General features: G+C 38.7%; 23 protein-coding genes. 4 read left to right on the forward strand and 19 right to left on the reverse strand.

Annotation, left to right across the window (positions count from 1 at the left end):
* Positions 1 to 6: 6 nt before the first annotated feature.
* Positions 7 to 429, reverse strand: a complete 423-nt coding sequence (locus tag FAR12_RS07560) for an NUDIX hydrolase (protein WP_246010329.1) — start codon at positions 427 to 429, stop codon at positions 7 to 9.
* A complete protein-coding gene (locus FAR12_RS07565; protein ID WP_126407942.1) occupies positions 426 to 1,400 on the reverse strand; it encodes an NAD(P)H-dependent flavin oxidoreductase in 975 nt (324 codons plus the stop codon). Before FAR12_RS07565 ends, FAR12_RS07560 begins: the two co-directional genes overlap by 4 nt.
* Before the next feature lie 262 nt (positions 1,401 to 1,662).
* Between FAR12_RS07565 and FAR12_RS07570 the strand changes: the two genes are divergently transcribed.
* Positions 1,663 to 2,175 (forward strand): DUF4367 domain-containing protein, encoded by a 513-nt coding sequence (locus FAR12_RS07570; protein WP_246010330.1) that lies wholly within the window; start codon positions 1,663 to 1,665, stop codon positions 2,173 to 2,175.
* 60 nt (positions 2,176 to 2,235) lie between these two features.
* On the opposite strand, the gene nspC is transcribed toward FAR12_RS07570, so the two are convergent.
* From nspC to FAR12_RS23945, 4 genes are all read right to left on the reverse strand, one after another.
* Positions 2,236 to 3,363 (reverse strand): carboxynorspermidine decarboxylase, encoded by a 1,128-nt coding sequence (gene nspC / locus FAR12_RS07575; protein ID WP_126407944.1) that lies wholly within the window; start codon positions 3,361 to 3,363, stop codon positions 2,236 to 2,238.
* Position 3,364: 1 nt separating this feature from the next.
* On the reverse strand, positions 3,365 to 4,597 hold the full coding sequence (locus FAR12_RS07580; protein ID WP_126407946.1) for a saccharopine dehydrogenase family protein: 1,233 nt from the start codon (positions 4,595 to 4,597) through the stop codon (positions 3,365 to 3,367).
* Between the two features lie 725 nt (positions 4,598 to 5,322).
* Positions 5,323 to 5,514, reverse strand: coding sequence for a hypothetical protein (locus FAR12_RS07585; protein WP_126407948.1), 192 nt, complete (start codon positions 5,512 to 5,514; stop codon positions 5,323 to 5,325).
* Positions 5,515 to 5,826: 312 nt separating this feature from the next.
* Positions 5,827 to 5,958, reverse strand: coding sequence for a hypothetical protein (locus FAR12_RS23945; RefSeq protein WP_281275646.1), 132 nt, complete (start codon positions 5,956 to 5,958; stop codon positions 5,827 to 5,829).
* 151 nt (positions 5,959 to 6,109) lie between these two features.
* Here FAR12_RS23945 and FAR12_RS07590 point away from each other — a divergent pair, with 151 nt between their 5' ends.
* Positions 6,110 to 7,111, forward strand: coding sequence for a M14 family metallopeptidase (locus FAR12_RS07590; protein WP_246010331.1), 1,002 nt, complete (start codon positions 6,110 to 6,112; stop codon positions 7,109 to 7,111).
* A 46-nt stretch (positions 7,112 to 7,157) separates the two neighbouring features.
* Here the strand turns inward: FAR12_RS07590 and FAR12_RS07595 are convergent, their stop codons facing one another.
* The 7 genes from FAR12_RS07595 to FAR12_RS07620 all read right to left on the reverse strand — a co-directional run bounded on the left by FAR12_RS07595 (position 7,158) and on the right by FAR12_RS07620 (position 15,603).
* Positions 7,158 to 9,908 (reverse strand): EAL domain-containing protein, encoded by a 2,751-nt coding sequence (locus FAR12_RS07595; protein WP_170972129.1) that lies wholly within the window; start codon positions 9,906 to 9,908, stop codon positions 7,158 to 7,160.
* 191 nt (positions 9,909 to 10,099) lie between these two features.
* On the reverse strand, positions 10,100 to 10,894 hold the full coding sequence (gene fdhD / locus FAR12_RS07600) for a formate dehydrogenase accessory sulfurtransferase FdhD (protein WP_126407955.1): 795 nt from the start codon (positions 10,892 to 10,894) through the stop codon (positions 10,100 to 10,102).
* 53 nt (positions 10,895 to 10,947) lie between these two features.
* Positions 10,948 to 11,088, reverse strand: a complete 141-nt coding sequence (locus tag FAR12_RS23360; protein ID WP_158318792.1) for a hypothetical protein — start codon at positions 11,086 to 11,088, stop codon at positions 10,948 to 10,950.
* A complete protein-coding gene (locus tag FAR12_RS07605) occupies positions 11,075 to 11,302 on the reverse strand; it encodes a heavy-metal-associated domain-containing protein (RefSeq protein ID WP_170972130.1) in 228 nt (75 codons plus the stop codon). The genes FAR12_RS23360 and FAR12_RS07605 overlap by 14 nt, the downstream gene beginning before the upstream one ends.
* A 16-nt stretch (positions 11,303 to 11,318) precedes the next feature.
* Positions 11,319 to 11,816, reverse strand: a complete 498-nt coding sequence (locus FAR12_RS07610) for a helical membrane plugin domain-containing protein (RefSeq protein WP_170972131.1) — start codon at positions 11,814 to 11,816, stop codon at positions 11,319 to 11,321.
* Entirely contained in the window at positions 11,791 to 14,772 is a 2,982-nt protein-coding gene (gene fdhF / locus FAR12_RS07615) for a formate dehydrogenase subunit alpha (protein WP_126407961.1), read from the reverse strand. Before fdhF ends, FAR12_RS07610 begins: the two co-directional genes overlap by 26 nt.
* A gap of 3 nt (positions 14,773 to 14,775) precedes the next feature.
* Positions 14,776 to 15,603: a formate/nitrite transporter family protein gene (locus FAR12_RS07620; RefSeq protein ID WP_126407963.1), complete on the reverse strand. Its 828-nt coding sequence runs from the start codon at positions 15,601 to 15,603 to the stop codon at positions 14,776 to 14,778.
* Between the two features lie 124 nt (positions 15,604 to 15,727).
* Here FAR12_RS07620 and FAR12_RS07625 point away from each other — a divergent pair, with 124 nt between their 5' ends.
* Positions 15,728 to 15,973, forward strand: a complete 246-nt coding sequence (locus FAR12_RS07625) for a pectinacetylesterase family protein (protein WP_246010332.1) — start codon at positions 15,728 to 15,730, stop codon at positions 15,971 to 15,973.
* A 121-nt stretch (positions 15,974 to 16,094) separates the two neighbouring features.
* Positions 16,095 to 16,574 (forward strand): hypothetical protein, encoded by a 480-nt coding sequence (locus FAR12_RS07630; protein WP_126407966.1) that lies wholly within the window; start codon positions 16,095 to 16,097, stop codon positions 16,572 to 16,574.
* Positions 16,575 to 16,578: 4 nt separating this feature from the next.
* Here FAR12_RS07630 and FAR12_RS07635 read toward each other — a convergent pair whose 3' ends face one another.
* The 6 genes from FAR12_RS07635 to glpK all read right to left on the reverse strand — a co-directional run bounded on the left by FAR12_RS07635 (position 16,579) and on the right by glpK (position 23,362).
* Positions 16,579 to 17,184, reverse strand: coding sequence for a YdcF family protein (locus FAR12_RS07635; protein ID WP_126407968.1), 606 nt, complete (start codon positions 17,182 to 17,184; stop codon positions 16,579 to 16,581).
* A gap of 156 nt (positions 17,185 to 17,340) precedes the next feature.
* A complete protein-coding gene (locus FAR12_RS07640) occupies positions 17,341 to 17,817 on the reverse strand; it encodes a DUF2975 domain-containing protein (protein WP_126407970.1) in 477 nt (158 codons plus the stop codon).
* A 118-nt stretch (positions 17,818 to 17,935) separates the two neighbouring features.
* Positions 17,936 to 19,129 carry an MFS transporter gene (locus FAR12_RS07645; RefSeq protein ID WP_126407972.1) on the reverse strand — a complete coding sequence of 398 codons (1,194 nt, stop codon included), beginning with the start codon at positions 19,127 to 19,129 and terminating at the stop codon, positions 17,936 to 17,938.
* 13 nt (positions 19,130 to 19,142) lie between these two features.
* Positions 19,143 to 19,766, reverse strand: coding sequence for a Type 1 glutamine amidotransferase-like domain-containing protein (locus FAR12_RS07650; RefSeq protein ID WP_126407973.1), 624 nt, complete (start codon positions 19,764 to 19,766; stop codon positions 19,143 to 19,145).
* 180 nt (positions 19,767 to 19,946) lie between these two features.
* On the reverse strand, positions 19,947 to 21,605 hold the full coding sequence (locus FAR12_RS07655; protein WP_126408043.1) for a glycerol-3-phosphate dehydrogenase/oxidase: 1,659 nt from the start codon (positions 21,603 to 21,605) through the stop codon (positions 19,947 to 19,949).
* Between the two features lie 266 nt (positions 21,606 to 21,871).
* Positions 21,872 to 23,362: a glycerol kinase GlpK gene (gene glpK, locus FAR12_RS07660; RefSeq protein WP_126407975.1), complete on the reverse strand. Its 1,491-nt coding sequence runs from the start codon at positions 23,360 to 23,362 to the stop codon at positions 21,872 to 21,874.
* Between the last annotated feature and the right edge of the window lie 19 nt (positions 23,363 to 23,381).

The following is a 23,381-nucleotide window of genomic DNA, read 5'->3' on the forward strand; positions in this document are numbered from 1 at the left end:
TTCCCCCTATAGTAGTCCTTCCAAATCGAGAACCTCATTCTTCTCAAAATCCGCAACGATTTCAGGTACAAGCATTTCTTTCAATTGCTCTTTCATTGCCCAAAGATATTCAGAATGCTCCTCTGATAGAACGACAGTCTGGCTTTCGCTTCTACATAAATATGTAAGAATAACAACCTGACGAGTTGGCTCAGTATTGAACGTAGTTGCAAATAGAATCTTATCGACTGTAACAGCTAACCCTACTTCTTCTTCAATTTCGCGAATGAGGGCGACTTCCAAATCTTCTCCAAAATCAATTTTTCCACCAGGACATTCCCAGGTGCCACCACGATAATCATCCAATGCCCGTTTTACAATTAAAACTTTGCCTTTGTGTAAAATAACGCCCTTAACGGCTACAACGATTGTATTTCCTCCTATTTTCAAGCAAACACCTGACTTGCCTTCAACAAATTCTCTCTAGCTTCAATGTACTCTCGATGAAGCTTATCGACATATTCACTAGCTCCGGTGATTTCTTCAATAACCCCAATGCCTTGCCCACTACCCCAAATATCCTTCCAAGCTTTTGCCTTACTTTCCCCACCAAAATTCATTTTCGATGGGTCGCTTTCTGGAAGAGCATTTGGATCCAGCCCTGCTGCACGGATAGATGGTGCTAGATAGTTTCCATGAACACCAGTAAATAGATTGCTATAAACAATATCATCCGAATTAGAGTCAACAATGGCTTGCTTGTATTCTTCAGCTGCACGAGCCTCGTGTGTAGCAATAAATGGTGAACCAATATAAGCGAAATCAGCTCCCATTGCTTGTGCTGCTAAAATAGCATTCCCGTTTGCAATCGAACCTGCTAAAGCAAGCGGTCCATCAAACCATTGACGAATTTCTTGTACCAATGCAAATGGGCTCTTACTACCTGCATGCCCTCCTGCACCTGTAGCCACAGCAATCAATCCATCTGCCCCTTTTTCAATCGCCTTATGTGCAAACTTATTGTTGATAACATCATGAAATACGACTCCTCCATAGCTGTGAGCAGCCACATTCACTTCTTCACGTGCCCCAAGGGAAGTAATGATTACCGGCACCTTATACTTCACACATAATTCCATATCTTGCTCAAGACGATCGTTCGATTTGTGCACGATTTGATTAATCGCAAATGGTGCAGCTGGTCGCTCTGGGTTCTTTGCATTATGCTCCGCAAGCGTTTCCGTAATTTCCGCTAACCATTCATCAAGCTGATATGCTGGCCTTGCATTTAACGCTGGCATCGAACCAACAATCCCTGCCTTACACTGTGCAATCACTAGCTTTGGATTACTAATAATAAAAAGTGGTGAACCAATCACAGGAATTCTCAAATTCTCTAAAACTGATGGAATCTTTGACATATTACATTCCTCCGTTCGTAGTAGTCATTTACCAAAAAAATTATAGATGGATAACGATCTGCTTCTACATTAAAAATTACTACAATATACCAATAGTAGTCAATTTATTTAGAAATTATAAAAAAGTATAACAATTAATTTTAGGAAAATAATCTTGACCCATAAGCCCAGTCCAAATAAATTACTTGCGCTTTAACTCGACCATACTAATACAAACATATTGAGGAAAACTATCACTAAGACAAATCTGGAGGTACTTATCTTGACTCTAAAAACAACACTTCTACTAGTCTTTTTTCTACAGCTACCATTATTCGTTCAAGCAAAGGAAATTGAATATAACCATAACAGTTTTACGCTTTCAGAGATTAAAGAAAAAGTGGATTTTTCGGTCCTGTCCCCTGAAAAAATACCTGATGATTGGACATTGGAGATAAAGACATATCCAATGGAAGAAGTGAAGAATTTTACCCATTTTCGATTGCATTATATGAATAAAGATGATACCTACTTTCATGTTGGCATTAAACAACAAAAAGAAACAACAAAATTAAAAGAACCCATAACACCGAACACAGAAAAAGTCAAAATAAATGGAAATAGAGGCTTTTTTACAGCTTGGGGCAACAGTGGAGAGCTTGACAAAAAAGGCGAACTTATTACAGGTGGAATATTGCGCTGGTCACAAGATGGTACAATCATAGAAATGTTGAGTACAAGTATAAGCAAAGAAATGATGCTTGAAATAGCAAGTTCTATGCAAGTCATAAAGTAACTAAATATCTCTGAGTAGAAAAAGACCACTTTCTGTTCCTAGAAAGTGGTCCCCACAAATTTATGTCAATCTCATCTTAAAATCTTCATACCCAAACTTGTGCAAGACGCGGCAATCACCGTCCTTATCACGTACTGCAATCGATGGTAAGGCCATACCGTTAAACGTTGTATTCTTCACCATCGAATAAATGGCCATATCACCAAATACTAAACGATCCCCATTTTTCAAAGGTTCGTCAAAAGAATACTCGCCGATAAAATCACCAGATAGGCAAGTTGGTCCGCCTAAACGATACGTATAAGCTTTCTCCCCTACTTCACCAGAACCAAGTAATGGCGGACGATAAGGCATTTCCAAAACATCTGGCATATGACAAGATGCTGACGTATCAACAATCGCAATATCAATACCATTTTTCATCGTATCAAGTACTTCCGTGATCAAGAAACCAGCATTCAAAGCAACAGCTTCCCCTGGCTCAAGATACACTTTTAACCCATACTTGTCCTGCATACGGCGAATACAGTCTTCCAATAATGGAATATCATAATCTTCCCGGGTGATATGGTGACCACCGCCGAAGTTAATCCATTCCATCTGAGGAAGCCACTCACCAAACTTCTCTTCAATGGCATCAAGAGTAGTTGCGAGGTCATCCGAATTCTGCTGACAAAGGGTATGGAAGTGAAAACCAGTCATTCCTTCCAATAAATCTGGACGGAATTGGTCACGTGTAACCCCGAAACGAGAGCCCACTGCACAAGGGTTGTAAATATCATGTCCCTCTTGCGTTGAACACTCAGGGTTAATACGAAGTCCGAATTTCTTCCCTGCTTTCAAAACTCTATCACGGTACTTTTCAACCTGTGAAAAAGAGTTGAAAATAATGTGATCACAATACGAAATAATCTCATCAATCTCATCTTCACGATAAGCTGGGGAGAAGACATGATTCTCCTTCCCCATCTCCTCGTAACCAAGCTTTGCTTCATATAAACCACTTGCTGCTGTTCCACTTAAATATTCACCGATCAGTGGATACATGGAATACATCGAAAAAGCTTTCTGCGCTAGAATAATCTTTGCTCCTGTGCGTTCCATGACTCCGCTCAGGATTTTCAGATTTTTTTCTAAAAGTGCTTCATCTACTACATAACTAGGTGTTGGTAATTCTTCAAATCGCATTTTAGCGAACAAGCTCCGCTTCTTTTACTTCGTCTGCATCAACTAAAGTTGGGTTGAAATCTTCTTGCCATGGTAATCCCCACTTGTTTAATGCTTCCATGAATGGATCTGGATCGAACTCTTCGATGTTGAATACGCCTGGCTTATTCCATTTTCCAGTCATAACCATCATTGCACCGATCATCGCTGGTACACCTGTTGTGTAAGAAACAGCTTGTGAGCCAACTTCAGTGAAACATGCTTCATGGTCACAAATATTGTATACATAGTAAGTTTTCTCTTTGCCGTCTTTCTTACCACGGAAGATACAACCGATATTTGTTTTTCCTTTTGTACGTGGTCCAAGAGTAGCTGGATCTGGTAAAACAGCTTTCAAGAACTGAAGTGGAATGATTTGTTGTCCTTCGAATTCGATTGGCTCGATAGAAGTCATTCCAACGTTTTCAAGAGCGTTTAAGTGCATGAGGTAGCTTTGACCAAATGTCATGAAGAAACGGATACGCTTAAGTCCTGGAACGTTTTTCGCAAGAGATTCAAGCTCTTCATGATATAGAAGGTACATATCTTTTTCGCCAACTTCAGCGAAATCATACACGCGCTTGATTTCCATTGGCTTTGTTTCAATCCATTCACCATTTTCCCAATATCTGCCGTTAGCGGATACTTCACGGATGTTGATTTCAGGATTGAAGTTTGTTGCGAACGGATAGCCGTGATCACCACCGTTACAGTCAAGAATATCGATGTATTCAATTACATCAAAATGATGCTTTAGAGCATGAGCAGTGAATACGCCTGTTACACCTGGGTCAAATCCACTTCCTAAAAGTGCTGTAATTCCAGCTTCTTCAAAGCGCTCTTTGTAATCCCATTGCCATTTGTATTCAAATTTAGCTGTATCTTCAGGCTCATAGTTTGCTGTATCCATGTAATGTGTCTTCGTTGCAAGACATGCATCCATAATTGTTAAGTCTTGATAAGGTAATGCTAGATTCATAACGATATCTGGCTTTACTTCTTCAATTAGAGCAATTAGCTCATCAACATTGTTAGCATCAACTTGTGCTGTTGTAATCTTCGTTTTTCCACCATCTAATTTTGCTTTTAAATCATCACATTTAGATTTTGTACGGCTTGCGATACAAATCTCTTCGAAAACCTCACTGTTTTGTACACATTTATGAATGGCTACTTGTGCCACTCCTCCACAACCGATAATAAGCGCTTTTCCCATTTTCCTATCTCCTTTTAAAAGAAATTTTTGAAGCATCAGACGACTGGTCGCCCTTAAAAAAGGTTTTGTTCACGGTCATTTAAACAATAAAAAAGCAAGTGAAATAACGCATGACATGCGCATCCACTTGCTTGAGATATAATCATTTTTAGAAAAGCATCATGATAGACATAGTACTGGTATATAACCAGAGTAACCCAATTTTCATGGAAAGAGCTTTTCAATATTAGAATATATCAATAGGTTCAGAGTCTATATAGCAAATAATTACTTTTACTACTCTTATTGACCGTTTCACAAGTTGATATGCATTTGCACACTGGTTGTAAAGTAACCAACTTATAAAATTTGAGCTTTTAACTCAATCAATAAGGCAACTAAGTTGCCAATCGGCATTTGACCCGGCTGTCCGTATGGCCTTAACTTTTCTATACAAAAAGTGGTCAAAAATTATCTGCTTGGAAAGACCCTGATATTGAAATATCTGCTTTCCATTAATAATTCCTTCACTATAGTAACAACAATTAATAAAAATATCTACAAAAAAATAAAATTTATTTTAAATAATTTTTATGGAGTTTTTTTGAAATAGGTATTTCACGTCTTAAAAGAGCTCTCTTCCGTGGTACTACTGCCTTTTATAACTTCTTTTTCCCGTTTCTTGTAAAACAAAAAAGCACCTCTCTCCTATCGAAAGCTGCTTTCACACATTAGATTCTTACTATTTATTTTGCTAGATTTTCGATCTTTTCGTCAATGTACTTGGTCATAAGTAGATTTAGTCGAAGCGTTAGATCTAGATAACCCGAACTATTCGGACCACTTTGGCGATATAATTTATTCTTCTCTGTTTTTAATTGTATAATCTCGCTCAGAAGTTCCATGTTCTCGGCTGGTTGAACCTCATTCCCTATCATTTCCCATAACTCCTTGCTAAATAATTTGCTGCAAATTTTCTTCTCTGATTACAAAACCATGCTGATAGTAGCACAGGCAAATTTTTATGTAAATACAAATATGAAATGCTACAATTTTCCGAAAAAAACTATGTGTTCCTAAAATAGTATGTTAAGATTACGTCTTCTATCTTCTTTACTAATTGAAGTACAAACAGGGAACATAGAAACTATATTTTAATAGCAATTCATGCCAAAATAAAAATTTTGCGAAAATTCATAGTAAAAGCCACCTCATTCATCTAGCGCTGAGATGGCTTTTATAAAAGATAATTACTGCTTTTTGATTGGCGTGCAAACCGCATACAGGTTTTCACTAGGGTCAGATACTTCGACTCTGACGACTTTATATCCAGCCCCTCCCTTTGGCCATTCTTTTTTAATAGAAACGATTTGGTCTTTCATTGCTCATACTTCCTTCCATCCGAATATCTCACACAATAGTTAATATATGTTGTGTTTCATACAATGTGCATACTTTGTAAAAATTGACATGAAAATCCCAAGCTTAGCTCAAAATAACCTGTAACGTCACAATTTTAAAAAGGACTTTATGATGAAACGTACTTTATTGTTATTTCTATGTTTTTGGTCATTCCCATCACTAGGACTTGCTAGCATTGTAAACACAAAGGAATTATATACGTATGAAGCCTTAACAGAAGATATCGAAGAACTATCATCCCTTCACCCTAACCTCATTTCATACAAATCATTAACTTCAACAGGATTCGGAAGAAAAATATGGGCCCTAAAGCTCGGTAATGGCGAGACAACCATACTTTTACACGGTGCTCATCATGCACGAGAATGGTTAACCAGTGCTCTCTTAATGAAAATGATCGAAACTTATGCCGAAGCATATGATTCTAGCCAATCAGTCAAAAATATTCCAACAAGTATTTTAGATCAAGTCTCGATTTGGGTTGTTCCGATGGTGAATCCAGATGGGGTGACACTGCAGCAGTTTGGTCTCTATGCCTTTCCTGCTTATATCCATTCAAATCTTATCCAAATGAATAAAGGCTCTAAAGACTTTAAGCGATGGAAGGCAAACCTCCAAGGCATTGATTTAAATCGGCAATACCCTGCGAATTGGGATGGTCTAAAAGGAGTAAGCTTAAACCCGAGTTATCAGTTTTATAAGGGAACGGCGCCTCTTGAAGCAAAAGAAGTAAAAGTGCTCGTTGACTTCACCTACGAAATCAACCCTCAGCTTGTCGCTTCTTATCATTCATCTGGGAATATGCTTTTTTGGGGATTTCATCATTGGGGCATCACTCATTCGACCGAGTTCACAGAAGATTATTACAACATTGCTGAAAAAGTAGCCGACCTCACAAAATATGAACTTGATGAGCCAGAAACATATCAGCAAGGCGGTGGCTATACAGATTGGTTTGTCCAGCAATTTAAAAGACCTGCTTTAACAGTAGAAATTGGCAACTTAGTAGAGGACACCAATCTCCCCTTAAGTTCTTTTCCTACAATATGGGAACGAAATAAAGAGATTGGGTTATTTTTAGCGACGAAAGCATTAGAAAGAAAGGTGCACTAATCGCAAAAGAACCCTCCAGTATTTTTGGAGGGTTACACATATTCAATTACACTTTACGTACACGCATAAATTTATTTTCGAATTCTTCAATCGAACAAGGCTTTTCAAAATAGAATCCTTGAACTAAATAGCAATTTTGCTCAAGGAGGAAGTCCAACTCTTTCTTGGTTTCTACCCCTTCTGCAATGACATCCATTTTTAAATGCTGCGCCAACTTGATCATGGTAGTGGTGATTAAAGCATTATCTGATTGAGTTGAGATATTTTGTATAAATGAGCGGTCGATTTTAATGCCATCAAATTTAAATGTCTTCAAATAATTAAAAGAAGAGTAACCAGTACCAAAATCATCGATGTAAATTCTAATCCCCATTTCCTTTAATTCGCGCATAGTTTGAAAAATATATTCTTCATTTTTCATGATAGAGTTTTCTGTTATTTCAATTTCGAGCCATTTTCCATCCAACTGAAATTCATTCAACAATTCTTTCATCTCTTTTAAAAATTCTCTTAGGATAAATTGCTGAGAACTTACATTTACACTGATTGGGATTAGTGGAATTCCTTGTTCTTTCCATAATACGAGTTGTTCGCATACTTTTCTTTTTACCCACTTACCTATTTGAATAATAAGACCCGTCTCTTCTGCAAGTGGAATAAAATCGACTGGTGACACCAACCCTAACTTCGGATGATTCCAACGAATCAGTGCTTCGGCAGCTACTATATCCTTTGTCTTTGCATTTACACGTGGTTGGAAATGAAGTGTGAATTCATCATTCAATAGTGCTTTTCTCAATTCTCTTTCCATCATAAAGGAATGCAAACTTCTTTCATCCATATAATCGACATATAATTGATACCTATTACGGCCCTGTTCCTTGGCTTGGTACAATGCAATATCCGCCTTTTTCAATAATTCTCCCGGAGTCGCACCATCGGTAGGATAAATGCTTATGCCAATACTTGCTGACACAAATAACTCGTACTCATTGATATTGAAGGGATATTTCAACTTTTCTAATATATTTTTAGCAAGATTAATAGCTTCACAACGATTTTGGATGATTGGGCATAACAGCAAAAATTCATCCCCACCCATACGCGCAACAAATTGACTAGTACCATTCAATCCTTCAATTAATCGCTCGGATATTTGTTTAATTAGTTCATCACCAATAAAGTGACCAAGTGTATCATTGACCTTTTTAAAACGGTCGATGTCAATTAACAAAATAGCTGTTTCTCTCTTATTTTGTTCAGCATACTGAAGGGATTCTTCAACTTTTTTGCGTATCCCTCTTCGATTTAATAGATTTGTCAACTCATCGTGGTCGGCCAGATACGCATTCATTTCTTGTGTCTTTCTTTCTTCCGTCACATCTTTTCCGATCGAGTAGACGGCTTTTATTTCTCCATCTATGACAATTGGGAAAAAATGAATGTTTAAGCAGACATAACCATCCTGTTCATCCACATATTCATAATCAAATTTCATCGTACTCCCATGAATTACTTCTTCAAAAAAACCATCTATAATTTCTTTATGTTCAGGAAACAATTTGGATATCGTTTGAGTTGAAATCATTTTTCTCGTAAACCCGAATTTCTCCATCGTTTTAGAATTCATCTCTAAAACATTACCGTTAACTCCATACGTAATGACATAATCCTGTCTATGTTCATATAGGGACTGGTATTGTTGTTGGTGTACATCTAATTGTTTCTGAGTGGACCTCAATTCAGTAATATCATGAACAGATCCGACAATTTCAATTACCTTTCCATCATGTTTGATCGGCGTAACATCCACATAAACGAGTTTCTCATTGAGTTCAATCTCATAATTGGAACGTTCTCCAGCAAATGCTTTTTCATAGTGGTAATGCTTTATATTGGCCACTTCGTTTTCAAAAACCTCGAAAGGAGATTTATTAAACAAAATGGCAGTAGTAGCACCTAAGTTAGCCATGAGCATTCCTTCACCCATGGTATAATACATTTTTCCAGTTTCATCTTTTCTCATCTTAAATATGCCATTATTTAGGTTTTTTACTGTATCCAAAAATTCATTCATCATGGATTCCTGTAATTCTCTTTCCATCTGAACACGCTTTGTGATATCGTTACGGATACTCACATATTGATAAGGTTTTCCAGTTTCATCTACGAAAGGAACAATGGTCGTATCAACCCAATACAAGCTCCCATCCTTCGCTTTATTTTGAACTTCCCCTCTCCAGATTTTACCCTTACCAATCGTTCTCCACATTTCACGGAAGAAATCTTTAGGATGATAGTTTGAGCTGAGGATTCGATGATTTTGTCCAATAAGTTCTTCTTCGCTATATTTTGATAGTGCGCAAAATTTTTGATTAACACTTGTTATGTTACCTCTTCTATCCGTTATCGCAATAATAGTAGATTCATCAAGTGCTTGCTTTATATTCGCTAATTCCTTACTCAAAGTATCAATTTTTTGATTTTGTCGATCCTGTATGTTTTTGAGATGGAGCACCAGCATACTCACATTCTCCATCATAAGTGGATATACTTGAATTAGATGTGGCTGTTTATTTCCCTTACATTCTACTTTCAAAGTTTGATTCTCTCTCAACTCTATTTGAAATTGAGGGATAAAGTTGTTAATAGACCTTCCCATTGTTTCCTTCGCTTTCCAGTCAAAAAGGAGTTCTGCTTGATTATTCATATACAGGATGATTCCTTTTTCATTAACGACGAAAATACAATCGGAAATATTAGAAAATATATCGAAAAATGAGTCATTAATTTTCATGAGCCCTCCGGGTTGACATGCTATCATGTTATTTACTCTTAAATAGTTTCGAACAAACTAATTTCAAATTATATCTATTTTCTAATATAATTCAAAAACTGTATAGCAAAAAATTATATTGGAAAATTTTACAAACGCAAAAAAGAACTGACCGATGATCGTCAGCTCTATTCAAATTATCCATAAGCATTTCATCCAATCAATATCCTATCCGGATACGTATAAACATTTAGCGAATCACCTCGGATAAACCCAATTGTCGTAATTCCTAGTTCCTCAGCAAGCTCGAGGGCAAGCTCGGTTGGAGCTGATTTCGACAACACGATTTCACAACCGATTTTCGCTACCTTTAACAAGATTTCAGAAGATATTCTCCCACTAAATACGATGATCTTATCTTGAATAGGGATTTGATTTTTTAAACAATAGCCATAGATCTTATCGAGAGCATTGTGACGTCCAATATCCATTCTTGATAAAATCATCCCATTCACATCACATAAGGCCGCATTATGGACACCGCCTGTATGCTGGAACACAGTAGCAGCCATCTGCATTTCATTCATCAGCCTAAACGTATCCTCGACCGAGAGCTTGATACGAAAATCCTTCATCTTTTTCACCGTTAAGGCGTCATTGACAAATACAAATCCTTGTCGTGAAATCCCACAACAAGAGGTGACATAGCGTTTATTTTGAAACTTTTCGTAAAAAGGATTGACCTTATCACATTTAATGTGAACAACACCCTCTCGCTCCTGTACCCAGAAATCTTGAATATCTTCATACCTTTTAATAATCCCTTCAGAAGCTAAGAAGCCTATCACCAAATCTTCAATGTATTCTGGAGTGCAAACCAATGTCACTAGTTCTTGTTCATTCAACTTCACAGTAACTGGATATTCTGTTACGACGTGATCTTCTGTTGCTTCCGCATTTCCATTTTGAAATCGTAATGTTTGCCGTTTGACTTCAATCGGTTTCACGTCTAATCTCCTTTCGAAAAAAGCAGAGAAAGGATGAAATAATTCACTCTTTCTTATTCACTCTCTTCAAAAAATGGATGCTTTCTGTCTTCCTGACAGCTTTCACAGACATGTAATCCGCCCATTTGCGGTTTATTTCTAAACCAAGGACTCTCATCCATTTCCTCTGCACCACATACCTCACAAACCTTCATCCTTCGACCCTCCCACTTTGTAACCAGTATCAATAACAGCTTGGGCAAAATCGTCATGGGTTGCCGCCTTCTCATCAAAGCTCACAACCATTTCCCCACTGTTTACATTGACCTCTGCTTTTCGTACACCCCATACCGAGTTCAATGCCTGAAGTACTTTGTCCGCATCCTCTTGGGTTTTCACCCCCTCAAGCTTCCATGTTCCAGACGCCAATTTTCGCACCCCCTCACTAGTTCACCTCTGCATTTTCTTGGTTAAAAGCTTCTCCCATTCCGTGCAAGAACTCCACCATCGTTGTGAGTGAAGCTTTGACATCTGGGTCGCGGAGACTAGTTCCTAACTGAAATAGACTTTTCTGCTCTCCATTACGCACAACCTCCGCGGAACGCTCGAAGCCGATCGATAAACCTTTAAAAATTGCTTGCATTTCGTTTGGATTAATCGATCCAAAGAATTTAATTGCACCCATCGCATTTTTAATCATATTGTGCATGCTTGGTTGATTGGCTTGCTGTATCGCAATCGCCCCAATATCAGTACGATTATCAAGCATCGCCTTCACAGCCGGCAGAACGCCCATTTCATGTAACCCTTTTAAAATATCCAAAGTCGTCATCAGTGCTTCCCGATTATCCGCAATGGCTTTCGTTAATTCTGAAATGGCCTGAATCTGTTCTTCTACAGGGTTCCGCACACTTTTATTAATTTGCCTGATCGCTTTCGCCATATCCATCCCCCTCTCCGCCAAATAACTCTTGAATCGGAATAAAGTCTGAACGCTTCCATTTCTCCTCTACTCTTACACTCAACTGAGGAATCCGGTTTCCAAAACGGAAATTGACCTTAGGTAGAGGTGGCTCGCCAGTAGCTTCGAGAACATCCATTTTTACCCCCATCTCCTTGTAATTCGGAGTATGGGTAATTTTGTCGTGATAGCTACTCGTTAAGCGATTAACTGCTTCGTAATCTTCACTTGAATTCATCGTCAAATAAATCTCTTTTCCACGTACACGGTCAGTGACCATTACCCGCACCTTAACTTGTCCATACGGAGAGGTTAATCGTACAAGAGCCCCATCCTCTAATCCACGTTCTGCAGCCAACTCCTCCGACACATCAAGCCACGGATGTGGAACCTTATGAGTCAAACCTTCGGATCGGTAAGTCATATTTCCTTCATGGAAGTGTTCAAGGAGGCGGCCATTGTTCAAATGCAAATCGTATTCTTCACCTGCCTCAAATGGAGGTGTCCAGTCGACTGAATACAGCCTTGCCTTCCCATCTGGGAAAAAGAATTTATCCTCATATAAGAGTGGTGTGTCCGTACCGTCTTTGTGTACTGGCCAAACCAAACTATTCCAGCCATCTAAACGCTCATAGCTAACCCCTGCAAAAATCGGTGCAAGCGATGCAGCTTCTGCCATGATTTCACTTGGGTCCTGATAATTCCAATTCGCTCCAAGCTTGTTCGCTAGCTCCTGAAAAATCAACCAGTCAGGTTTCGAATCCCCAAGTGGTTCAAACACCTTATGGAATCTTTGGATTCTTCGCTCTGTATTTGTGAATGTTCCATCTTTCTCAAGACTTGGGGCTGCAGGTAAAACAACATCAGCAAATTGGGCCGTTTTCGAGAAAAAGACATCCTGTACGACAAAAAAATCTAATTTTTCAAAAGCATCGTGTACATGATTAGAATTTGAATCAACAATCGCCATATCTTCACCAAATAAGTACAGCGCTTTGAGTTTCCCTTTTTGAATCCCTTCGACCATCTGATGATTGTTCAAGCCTGGCTTTTCTGGTAAAGAAACGCCCCATGCCTTTTCATATCGTTCGCGAACTTCTTTATCCTGTACAGGCTCATAGCCTGGGTACCAAGCAGGCATCGTGCCAAAATCACATGCACCTTGTACATTGTTATGCCCTCTTAATGGATAAGCTCCTGTTCCTGGACGCCCATAATTACCTGTCACGAGTAGTAGATTAGAAATCGCTGTACTACCATCGGAACCACCTAAGTGCTGGGTAATGCCCATTGCCCAAAGGATACAAACGGATTTTGCTTCATGCACCATTTCTGCTAGTTGAATCAGTTCCTCGCGAGTGAGCCCTGTGATTTCCTCTGCATATTCAAGCGTAAATTTCTCTAAAGATTCTTTATATTTTTCAACATCATTGACTCTTCCTTGTAAAAAGTCTTTATCCTCCCAGCCTTGGTCAAAGATATATTTTGTGATTGCTGATAACCATACAAGGTCTGTACTCGGCTTTGGATGGACATGAAGATTTGCACGCTCAGCAAGCTCATGCTTACGAATATCTGCGACAATGATTTTTTGCCCATGGAGCTTATGAGCACGCTTAATTCTTGTTGCTAACACTGGATGCGATTCTGCTGGATTAGCGCCAATGACAATAATTAATTCAGACTGCTCAATATCTCTCATTGTCCCGGAATCGCCACCAATTCCAACTGTGCGCATGAGTCCAGTTGTAGCTGGCGACTGGCAATAACGGGAGCAGTTATCAATATTGTTTGTGCCCATTACAGAGCGAGCAAACTTTTGGAATAAGAAGTTTTCTTCATTTGAACACTTTGACGAAGCAATATAGCCGATTGAATCAGGGCCGTGCAGTCTTTTAATACTGTGAAGTTTTGAAGCAATTAAATCTAGAGCTTCATCCCAAGTAGCCTCTACAAATTCGTCTCCTTGACGTATTAATGGCTTGGTTAAACGCTCTTCACTGTTAACAAAATCCCAGCCCCATTTTCCTTTCACACAAGTAGAAATCCCATTCACAGGTGCATCTGCTTGCGGTTCAATTTTTAAAATGTGACGGTCCTTCGTCCATACCTCAAAGCTACAGCCTACTCCACAATACGTACAAACTGTTTTTGTCCGCTTCACACGCGATTTCCGCATCGCTGCTTCGACCTCAGAGATAGCAAAAATCTCTTTATAACCTGGCTCAACCTCTTTCGTCATATCAATCATCGGTTCTAAAACCTTCGGTGGAATTCCAGTTAAGAAACCTGCTTCACCGAGCATGGATTTTTCCATCAGAGCATTACACGGACAAACAGTAACACAGTGTCCACAGGAAACACATGACGACTGGTCAATTGGGACATCATTATCCCAAATGACTCGAGGATTTTCCCTGCTCCAATCAATCGTTAACGTTTCGTTAACCTGTAAGTCTTGACATGCCTCTACACAACGACCACACAATATACATTGGTCCGGCTCATAACGGTAAAATGGATGTGAGTTGTCTGGTGGATATGGCTTTGGTTTAAATTCATACTTTTGGTGCTCAATTTCTAAGATTTCAGCTGTATTATGTACAACACAGTTGCCATTATTGTTGTCACAGACCGTACAATAGAGTTCGTGATTTTTCAAAATACGAGACATCGCTTCATATTGAGCATCCTTTACAATTGGCGATTGTGTATCTACTTGCATAGAAGGCTCCGCTTTTGTGACACAAGCACGTACCATTTCTCCATTTGCTTGAACGAAGCAAGTATCGCAGGTTTGGATTGAACCTAAATTCGGATGATAGCAAATACTTGGAATTACATAATCCTGAGATTGAGCTACATCTAAAATCGTTTGCCCTTCTTTAGCGGGATACTCCTTCCCGTTTATTTCAATAGAAAATGCTCGATTTTCCATCTCCTACCTCCTCTGTTTACTTTTCATTTCATATAGATTACTTCCTTCCGACAAAGCCGGTTGCACGTTTCCGATATAGGCAATCCAGTAGACCATCGCAACAAAAACGCCACCACCAATCGCATTTCCAATGAAAACAGCAATGAAGTTGCTCAAATATTGTCCCCAGGTAAAGCTTCCTGCAAAAATAGCTGCCGGGATGATGAACATATTCGCCACTACGTGCTGAAACCCAATCGAGACAAACGCCATAATGGGAAACCAAATGGCAAGGATTTTTCCAGCAATATCATCTGCCCCATAGGATAGCCATACAGCTAGTCCAACTAACCAGTTACAGCCAATTCCTGAAATTAGACTTGCCCAAAAACCGGCGTCAATTTTCGCACCTGCCATGGAAATGGTTGTGGCCAGATAAGGTTCTCCTTCAGTCAATCCAATAACATGTCCAAATAAATAAGCTACAAAAAGAGAACCAATAAAATTACTAATCGTTATCCAAAACCAATTCGTTAATAGCTGCTGAACTTTAATCTTTCGCGACAAGCAGGCAATCGAAACAGCCATCATGTTCCCCGTTAAAAGTTCGCCTCCAGCGATAATCAATAGGATGAGACCGACCGGGAAAACAGCTGCTCCCAAAAGTGCTTTTATCGTTCCCCATTCATCGGGCAATCCTGCCACAACCCGAATATCAAGCAAAAAGCCCATTGCAATAAAAGCACCCCCAAGAAAGCCCAATACAAGCATGTTCACAAGGGGCAAGTTTACTTTTCTAGTTCCCGCTTCAACTGCTAATTCCGCAATACGCTGCGGTTGATGAAATCCCATATCTCCGCCTCCATCTTTCACTAAGATGATTATTCATAGTTGTTCAATATTGTTTATATTTTCATAAAGGTGGAAAAAACATGCATGACTTTTATGTTAAGGAGAAAGATTAATTAGAGGATTCATGAAGGAAGGAGAATGGGACTGTATGGATAAAGAGCAGTTATTTCAGCGTGTCGAATCGATGATTATTTCTTCTACTAAAACCCCCAAATACGTTTCCTTTTCAACTGTCAAAATGGCGGACCTTTTCGGTGTCGATTATACAGAAATCGAAAGAGGGATTAGCGAACTTTTAGAGGAAGGTCGTTTACAAAAATCCCATATTCCAGAGCTCCCTGCTTATGAAGTGTATATGTTGCCCTCATAGGTAAATTGAATAAGGTAGAAGTGATATGGACGGGTAAAATACTTCCGTTTTATCATTTCTACCTTATTATTTTTTGTAATTTTCTGTATAATTAACTTAGGTTAATTTAGGGGGAAAAATTGTGAAGAGATTAATAGTGTTTATAGCTTGTATTATGTTAACAGGCTGTGTGACTGCGATGGAAGAACCTAAAATAGAAATTAAAGAAACCCTCAGAGAAGTCTACTTTTATACAGAAACTAATGCCGCTCCTATTAACTCTGATATTGCTAAGCAGATTGTTGATACACACTGGTCAAATGCAGATGGAGGAAAACTGCCGTTGGATAGTAAATTAATTGGCCTAACAGAAGCTGAATTATTGGAGCTTTTTAGTAACGAACTTCCTTTATATAAAGTTACTTACGAGGAATTTTTAGAGGATGTTCCTGTTGAAGGACCCAAAAGAACATTATGGGCATACCGAATCTATCCAGAAGATGATAGTGGAATGCATATCATTTTTGAAGACGATGGGGATGCGAATATGAAAGTTATTGGTGCCTATATCGATTCTCTGAATGGGCCACCAACTAGTCTAGAAAAATTCCAACTTGATTAGCCCATCATATGTCTATTTCTAAATCACGCAAAGCACCTTGCTTAACATAGGTTACAAGTTTTGTAGCTTCAGATCGAACACGGTTTCTGCCGATTTCACTTAAAAACCAGTTTTCCTTTCTCGTATTGAGATCATCAGCAGTACATAGAGTGAACTGAACCCAATCTGGCATATAAGTCTTTAATGTTAGATACAATCTTTTCATATGATAAGAGGATGTGACGACTAAAAGTCGTTTTACATTATACAAATGAAATACCCTATTTAATACCAGGAGTGAGGCTAAGACATTTTCAAGTGTATGGAGCGATCTGTCTTCGATTAATAGATCCTTTTCGGGAACACCTTTAGCCATCGCCTCTTTTTTCAAAGCAATTGCTTCTGGATCTATACTTCCATTCCATTTCACTCCACCAGAAAATAGTATCTTGTTTGCTCTTCCCTGCTCATATAATTCCAGTGCTTTTGGTAAACGGTATTGAATCGCTTTACTGCTACCAGCAACAAAAATACAATCTCCATTCGCACCATCGTCTTCAATATCCGAGAATAGCAACTTTGTTATTTGAGCATCTGTGAGTTGCCCAATTTCTATATTTGAGATTAACATTCTACACCTCTAATAAAATAGATTTACTCCTTACTATAATATTCAAGAATAACTCCAGGGTTGACTTCTTATGCAGTATAAATTCCAGCTAAATTCAAATTGGCAAGCAAATCCATTTTTAATGTAGATCTTCAAGGTCACTTATATCACCTAAAATCAAACCGTCATATCATTTTCTGACTTTAGATCGATTACATTCTTTAAAAGCTTTTGAAGCACTGCAGCAAAAACAGCAATAACGATCATGGTAAAGATAATGACGAGACCCATCAACACTATTCCAGGATGGCCAGCATTTTGAGAAACCACGAAAATAATACCAACCATATACAATATGCCGATCACGGCGGCGGAATATGAAATATTTTTTAAAGAGCCAACAGACAAATCAGTGAAAGCTTGCTTCTTATCAATGTATCTTAAAAGCTTTAACCCTTGAAAAAGAGCAACGAAAAATGGAATAGCAGTCGCATATATACCAAACAACAAAGGATATTTCAAATGGGCAAATTCAGGTGCCATTTCGGCAAAAAAGTTCGCCTGATATGGTAACCAAAGAATACATAATCCTAGCACAATCATTCCGACAATATAAATGACCATTCTTAGAAGAAGTGTTGTCATCCTCTCCATTAAAGCACCTCATTTCCAATCTTTGTATTTAGTTTAGCTCAATATTTATCGTTTTACAATAAAATATTATTATTTTACAAACAAAACAAGCACTCCTTTTAACAAGAAGTGCGTTGCATTATACTTCGCTAGATTCATAGCGTTTATACTTAACCATCGAAATAATACCCAGTATAGGACCAATTGCTAATAGGGAAAATACCCATTCCCAACCGATAACTCGTTCCAAAACAGGGATAAGATTAATCGAAAAAATTGTGATTAGAAATCCGATGCACATTTGGAAAGTAAGCGCGGTCCCTACATACTGCACTTCCGACTTTTCAGAAACAGCTGCGGAAAACTGTGCTGAATCAGAAATGATTGACATTCCCCATACGATAGCAAAGATAAGCGTTAGCCAAATCGATTGTCCAAAGGTCAAACCAATTAAGATGGAGCAGACTCCACTAATAACCATCGAGATGATTGTTAAGTTGGCTCGCCCAATTTTATCAGAAATAGCTCCTCCAATCACACATCCAATTGCCCCTGCAATGCCAATTGTAAGAAATGAAGAAAGAGCAAGGACCTCATGAGATATATCTGGTGAATAAGTTGAAAAACTAGCAGTCAAAAAGGCTGGAAGCCATGTCCACATCGCATACAATTCCCACATATGTCCAAAGTACCCGTAATTGGCAAGCATGACTGGCTTATTACGAACTACATTTTTCAGAAGCTTGAAAGAAAATGGGATTCTATTTGACGTTTCTGGGGCATCTTCTAATATCCAATATACAATCACCGCTGCAAGGAATGCTAAAACGGAACTACAAATGATGACAAGCTGCCAATTTAAAGATGAAAAAAACATCACTACAAAATGCGGTGAAGACGACCCCATTGTTAAAGCTGCTATTAAAATCCCCATTGCAAGACCTCGTTGCTTTGGAAACCATTGTGAGAGAATCTTCACAGCCGTCGGATAAACTCCTGCCAACGTGATTCCAGTGCAAATCCTGAGCATAATTCCCACTGAAGCATAATCAACAAAGATTAATAGACCGTTCACTAGGGCTCCCAATAATGCTGATATAGCTAAAAATATTCTAGGATTAAAACGGTCTGCAAACCCAAAATAAGAACTACAGAAGGCTCCAATCACAAAACCAAACGGAACGGATGCAGATAGCCAAGCTTCTGTAGTGGGGTTAAGCTTCCAAACTTCAATTAGTTCGGGTGCAATTACCGATGCACTAAACCACAAACTTAACGCAAATAGTTCGGATAATCCAATCCACATTAACGCTCTCCATGCTCCTTTTGCCATTAGCTCCTCCTTTTTATGTAAATTTATAGTATTTCTCCGCTTCGACTAGCTGTTCATTTTCAAAATATACATACCCTTCATCATCAATCCCATAGCCAACAGAAGCCTTCACCTTCGCCATTGCCGCCTTTAAGTTTGTCTCTTCATTCCACTTTGTGTAGTGTACACTGATTACACAATCTTCTAACAGGCCCAATCCTTGTAGAAAAAGATGTTCCTTTTTCGAATTATCGATTGGTGGGATGACGCAGCATGAAGGACTAATCAAGGCTCCTGCAGAAAAACCTGCCACAGGGATCCCTTGTTGGTACATCCGTTTAATGTGAACACCAATTTCTGTATCGACAATATAATCGCGATATAGCTCTGTATCTCCACCGCCAATGATGAGGCCTGAACACGTTGTTAGCTCATTAATAATTGATTGGTCTGGACTTGATGTTAGTGGCAGGTACAAAAAGTCACGTATTCCTTGGTTCTCCAAGACTGATGTATATTTCGGCATGTATTCCTTCCATCCATCCCGTTCAAGAAAAAGAATCGCAACTTTTCCATTGATGTGACTTGCAAACTTTTCCGCTGATTGTCCAGTAAACGGCGGGCTTCCTCCAAACATAAACAGATGTCTATTTTTCAAATTGTATCCCCCCTAAGTTTATGTGTACCACAGCCCTGGTAGAATACTTCAACAAGAACAGACGATAATCCTTCATTGGGTATCGCCGTGTAATCTTAAATATTATAAAAAGTGGGTAAAATATCCCGAAATAAAAACCTGTGTTTTCTTTACAAAAAACACAGGTAGGAATAATCATATTCACTCTTGTTCAATTGGTTGTGTAGCTTCATACAACAGTTGCTCTAACTCTTGTGTATATAGTTCTTTACGTTCATCAGACCAGCTAAACTCTTTTGCCATATAAGAAATTACTACTTCCTTATGTGCATATACCCAATGAATATTAAAGAACAATGCGCCCGTTCGACGTATAAAGAAGTCAACTGGCTTATATGCTAATTCGTAATCTAATGCATAACGAAGCATAGCGAATACAACTCGATCGATGTTTGCCTCTTCTGCTTTTTCTTTACTGTCTTGATAGATATTAAATACTTCATCGACATTCGAACCATATCGTTGCACTAATGCTCTTGCTTGCTCTTCTGTTAGTCCAAGTTCTTGCCCTTCCAGTGTTTTCTTAGATAGAAAATTCTTTAATCCTTCTGAACCTCCTACATCACCTCCAGAAATCGGAAGATTCTTTGTTAGGGTAGCTGGGAAATTTCTTCCTTCTTCATGTAACTGTTTCGCTACTAAATCTACAATACTTTCTGCCATTTTACGATATCCTGTTAGCTTCCCACCAGCAATGGAAATCAATCCAGAATTAGAAACAAAAATCTCATCCTTACGAGAAATTTCAGATGGAGATTTACCTTCCTCATGAATCAATGGACGAAGCCCTGCCCAACTGGATTCCACATCTTCCGGAGAAATTTTTATTTCTGGAAATATAAAATCAATTGCTTTTAATAGATAGTCTCTATCCGCTACCGTCATCTTCGGATGTGCAATATCTCCTTGATACACCGTATCGGTTGTACCAACATACGTTTTTCCCTCACGAGGAATCGCGAATACCATCCTCCCATCAGGAGTGTCAAAATAGATTGCTTGTTTTAATGGGAATCTTCTAGCATCAAATACCAAGTGGATTCCTTTAGTATGCTGTATCGTCTTCCCTTTTTTGGAACCATCTTTTTCACGCAATACATCCACCCAGGGTCCGGATGCATTGACGATCTTTTTTGCATAAAAATCTTCTGTAGTACCGTCTGTTAGATCTTCTACTTTTATTCCAACAATTTTGCCTTTCTCATAAAGAAGTTCCGTTACCTTCAAATAGTTTAGTGCTAGTGCTCCTTTTTCCACGGCCTTTTTCATTACTTCAATCGTTAAGCGCGCGTCATCTGTTTTATATTCCACATAGTAGCCCGCACCTCTCAAACCTTCCCTATTTAATAAGGGCTCACGCTTTAGAGCATCTTCAGCATTAAACATTTTTCTACGCTCTGATGATTTAACACCTGCAAGAAAATCATAGGCCCTTAATCCAACATTTGTCGTAAAAGGTCCAAATGTTCCTCCTTGATAAAACGGTAGCATCATCCATTCTGGAGTCGTAACATGGGGGCCATTTTCATAAACGATGGCTCTTTCTTTCCCTACCTCAGAAACAACTTTAATTTCAAATTGCTTTAAATAACGTAGCCCACCATGAATAAGTTTTGTCGATCGCGAAGAAGTTCCTGCTGCAAAATCCTGCATTTCAACAACCCCTACCTTCATCCCACGCGTGATTGCATCTAATGCTATACCTGCACCAGTAATTCCTCCACCAATAACAAGGAGGTCTAAATTCTCGGCGTGCATTTTACTTTTAATTTCCGTTCTCCTTAAATTTGAAAATCTCATTGCCATCGTTCCCTTCTTAGCCAATTTAAAGTTTCACGATGTTTACCTCTTCAATCTCATAATCACACTAGATAAACAAAAAAGAAACCACAAATCGACCCTATTTATTATTATTAAATAGAGCGATGTGGTTTCTCTAATTCTGCATCCACAATATTAACTTAATTTTATTATAGTATCATATCGTAAAAATGGGAAATCTTTTGCTCAAAAGTGGTAGGGAGCTCCACATGCGTGGTGTGGAGGAGCAAAAGATTCACCATCACCTATTTAAATGCTCTTGTTGCTGCGACAGCTTTTTTCCAGCCATTGTATAATTCATCGCGTTTTGTTTCCTCAAGTTCAGGAGCGAAGGTTTTTTCATTTTGCCATTGTTTCGCAATTTCTTCTTTTCCAGACCAAAAACCAACCGCTAAGCCAGCTAAATATGCGGCACCTAATGCCGTTGTTTCATTTACAACTGGTCGATCGACTGGAACTCTTAAAATATCACTTTGGAACTGCATTAATAAATTATTCTTCACAGCTCCGCCATCGACACGAAGTGATTTTAAGTTTATTCCAGAATCTGCAACCATTGCATCTAAAACATCTTTTGTTTGATAAGCTAAAGATTCCAAAGTTGCACGAACAAAGTGTTCTTTAGAAGTACCGCGTGTTAGTCCAAATACAGCCCCACGTGCATCACTATCCCAGTATGGAGTGCCTAATCCAACAAAGGCTGGTACTACGTATACACCATCTGTTGAATCAACCTTTGCTGCATAATCTTCACTTTCTGGTGCGTTGTCTATAATACGTAATCCGTCACGTAACCACTGGATCGCTGATCCAGCTACAAAAATACTTCCTTCTAAAGCATATTCTACTTTTCCATCCACACCCCAAGCTAATGTTGTTAGTAATCCATGCTTCGATTTTACTCCTTCTGCACCTGTGTTCATCAACATGAAGCAACCGGTTCCATAAGTGTTTTTTGCCATTCCTTTGTCAAAGCAAGCCTGCCCAAATAATGCAGCCTGTTGGTCACCAGCAATACCTGCGATTGGTACTTCAAAGCCAAAGAAATGGTAGTCAATTGTCTTAGCATATATTTCAGATGACTGGCGTACTTCAGGTAGCATGCTCTTAGGTACAGTTAAGATATCAAGTAGTTCATCGTCCCATTTTAAATCATATATGTTAAACATTAATGTACGTGATGCATTGGAGTAGTCTGTCACATGGGCTTTTCCACCTGATAACTTATAGACTAACCAAGTATCAATGGTTCCGAATAATAGCTCTCCATTATCAGCTTTTTCTCTAGCACCTTCTACATTATCTAAAATCCATTTAACTTTTGTTCCTGAAAAATACGGATCGAGTAATAAACCAGTCTTTTCATTAAATAATTCATTATAGCCTTTATCACGTAAATCACGGCAAATTTCCTCTGTTTGACGCGATTGCCAGACAATAGCTTTATAGATTGGTTTTCCAGTATTTTTATCCCAAACTACTGCCGTTTCACGTTGGTTTGTTATCCCAATACCTTCTACTTGATCTGCTGTAACATCCGCTTTACGAAGAACTTCTGCCATACAAGCAAGAACTGATGTCCAAATCTCATTTGCATCATGTTCCACCCAACCTGGTTTTGGAAAGAACTGTTCAAATTCTCGTTGAGCCGTTGCCACAATCTCTCCTTTGTGATTAAACAAAATGGCACGTGAGCTTGTTGTGCCCTGATCTAAAGATAGAATAAATTTTTCCATTCTAAAATCCCTCCCCTTT

Source organism: Bacillus yapensis (assembly GCF_005280205.1).
Lineage (GTDB): Bacteria > Bacillota > Bacilli > Bacillales > Cytobacillaceae > Robertmurraya > Robertmurraya yapensis.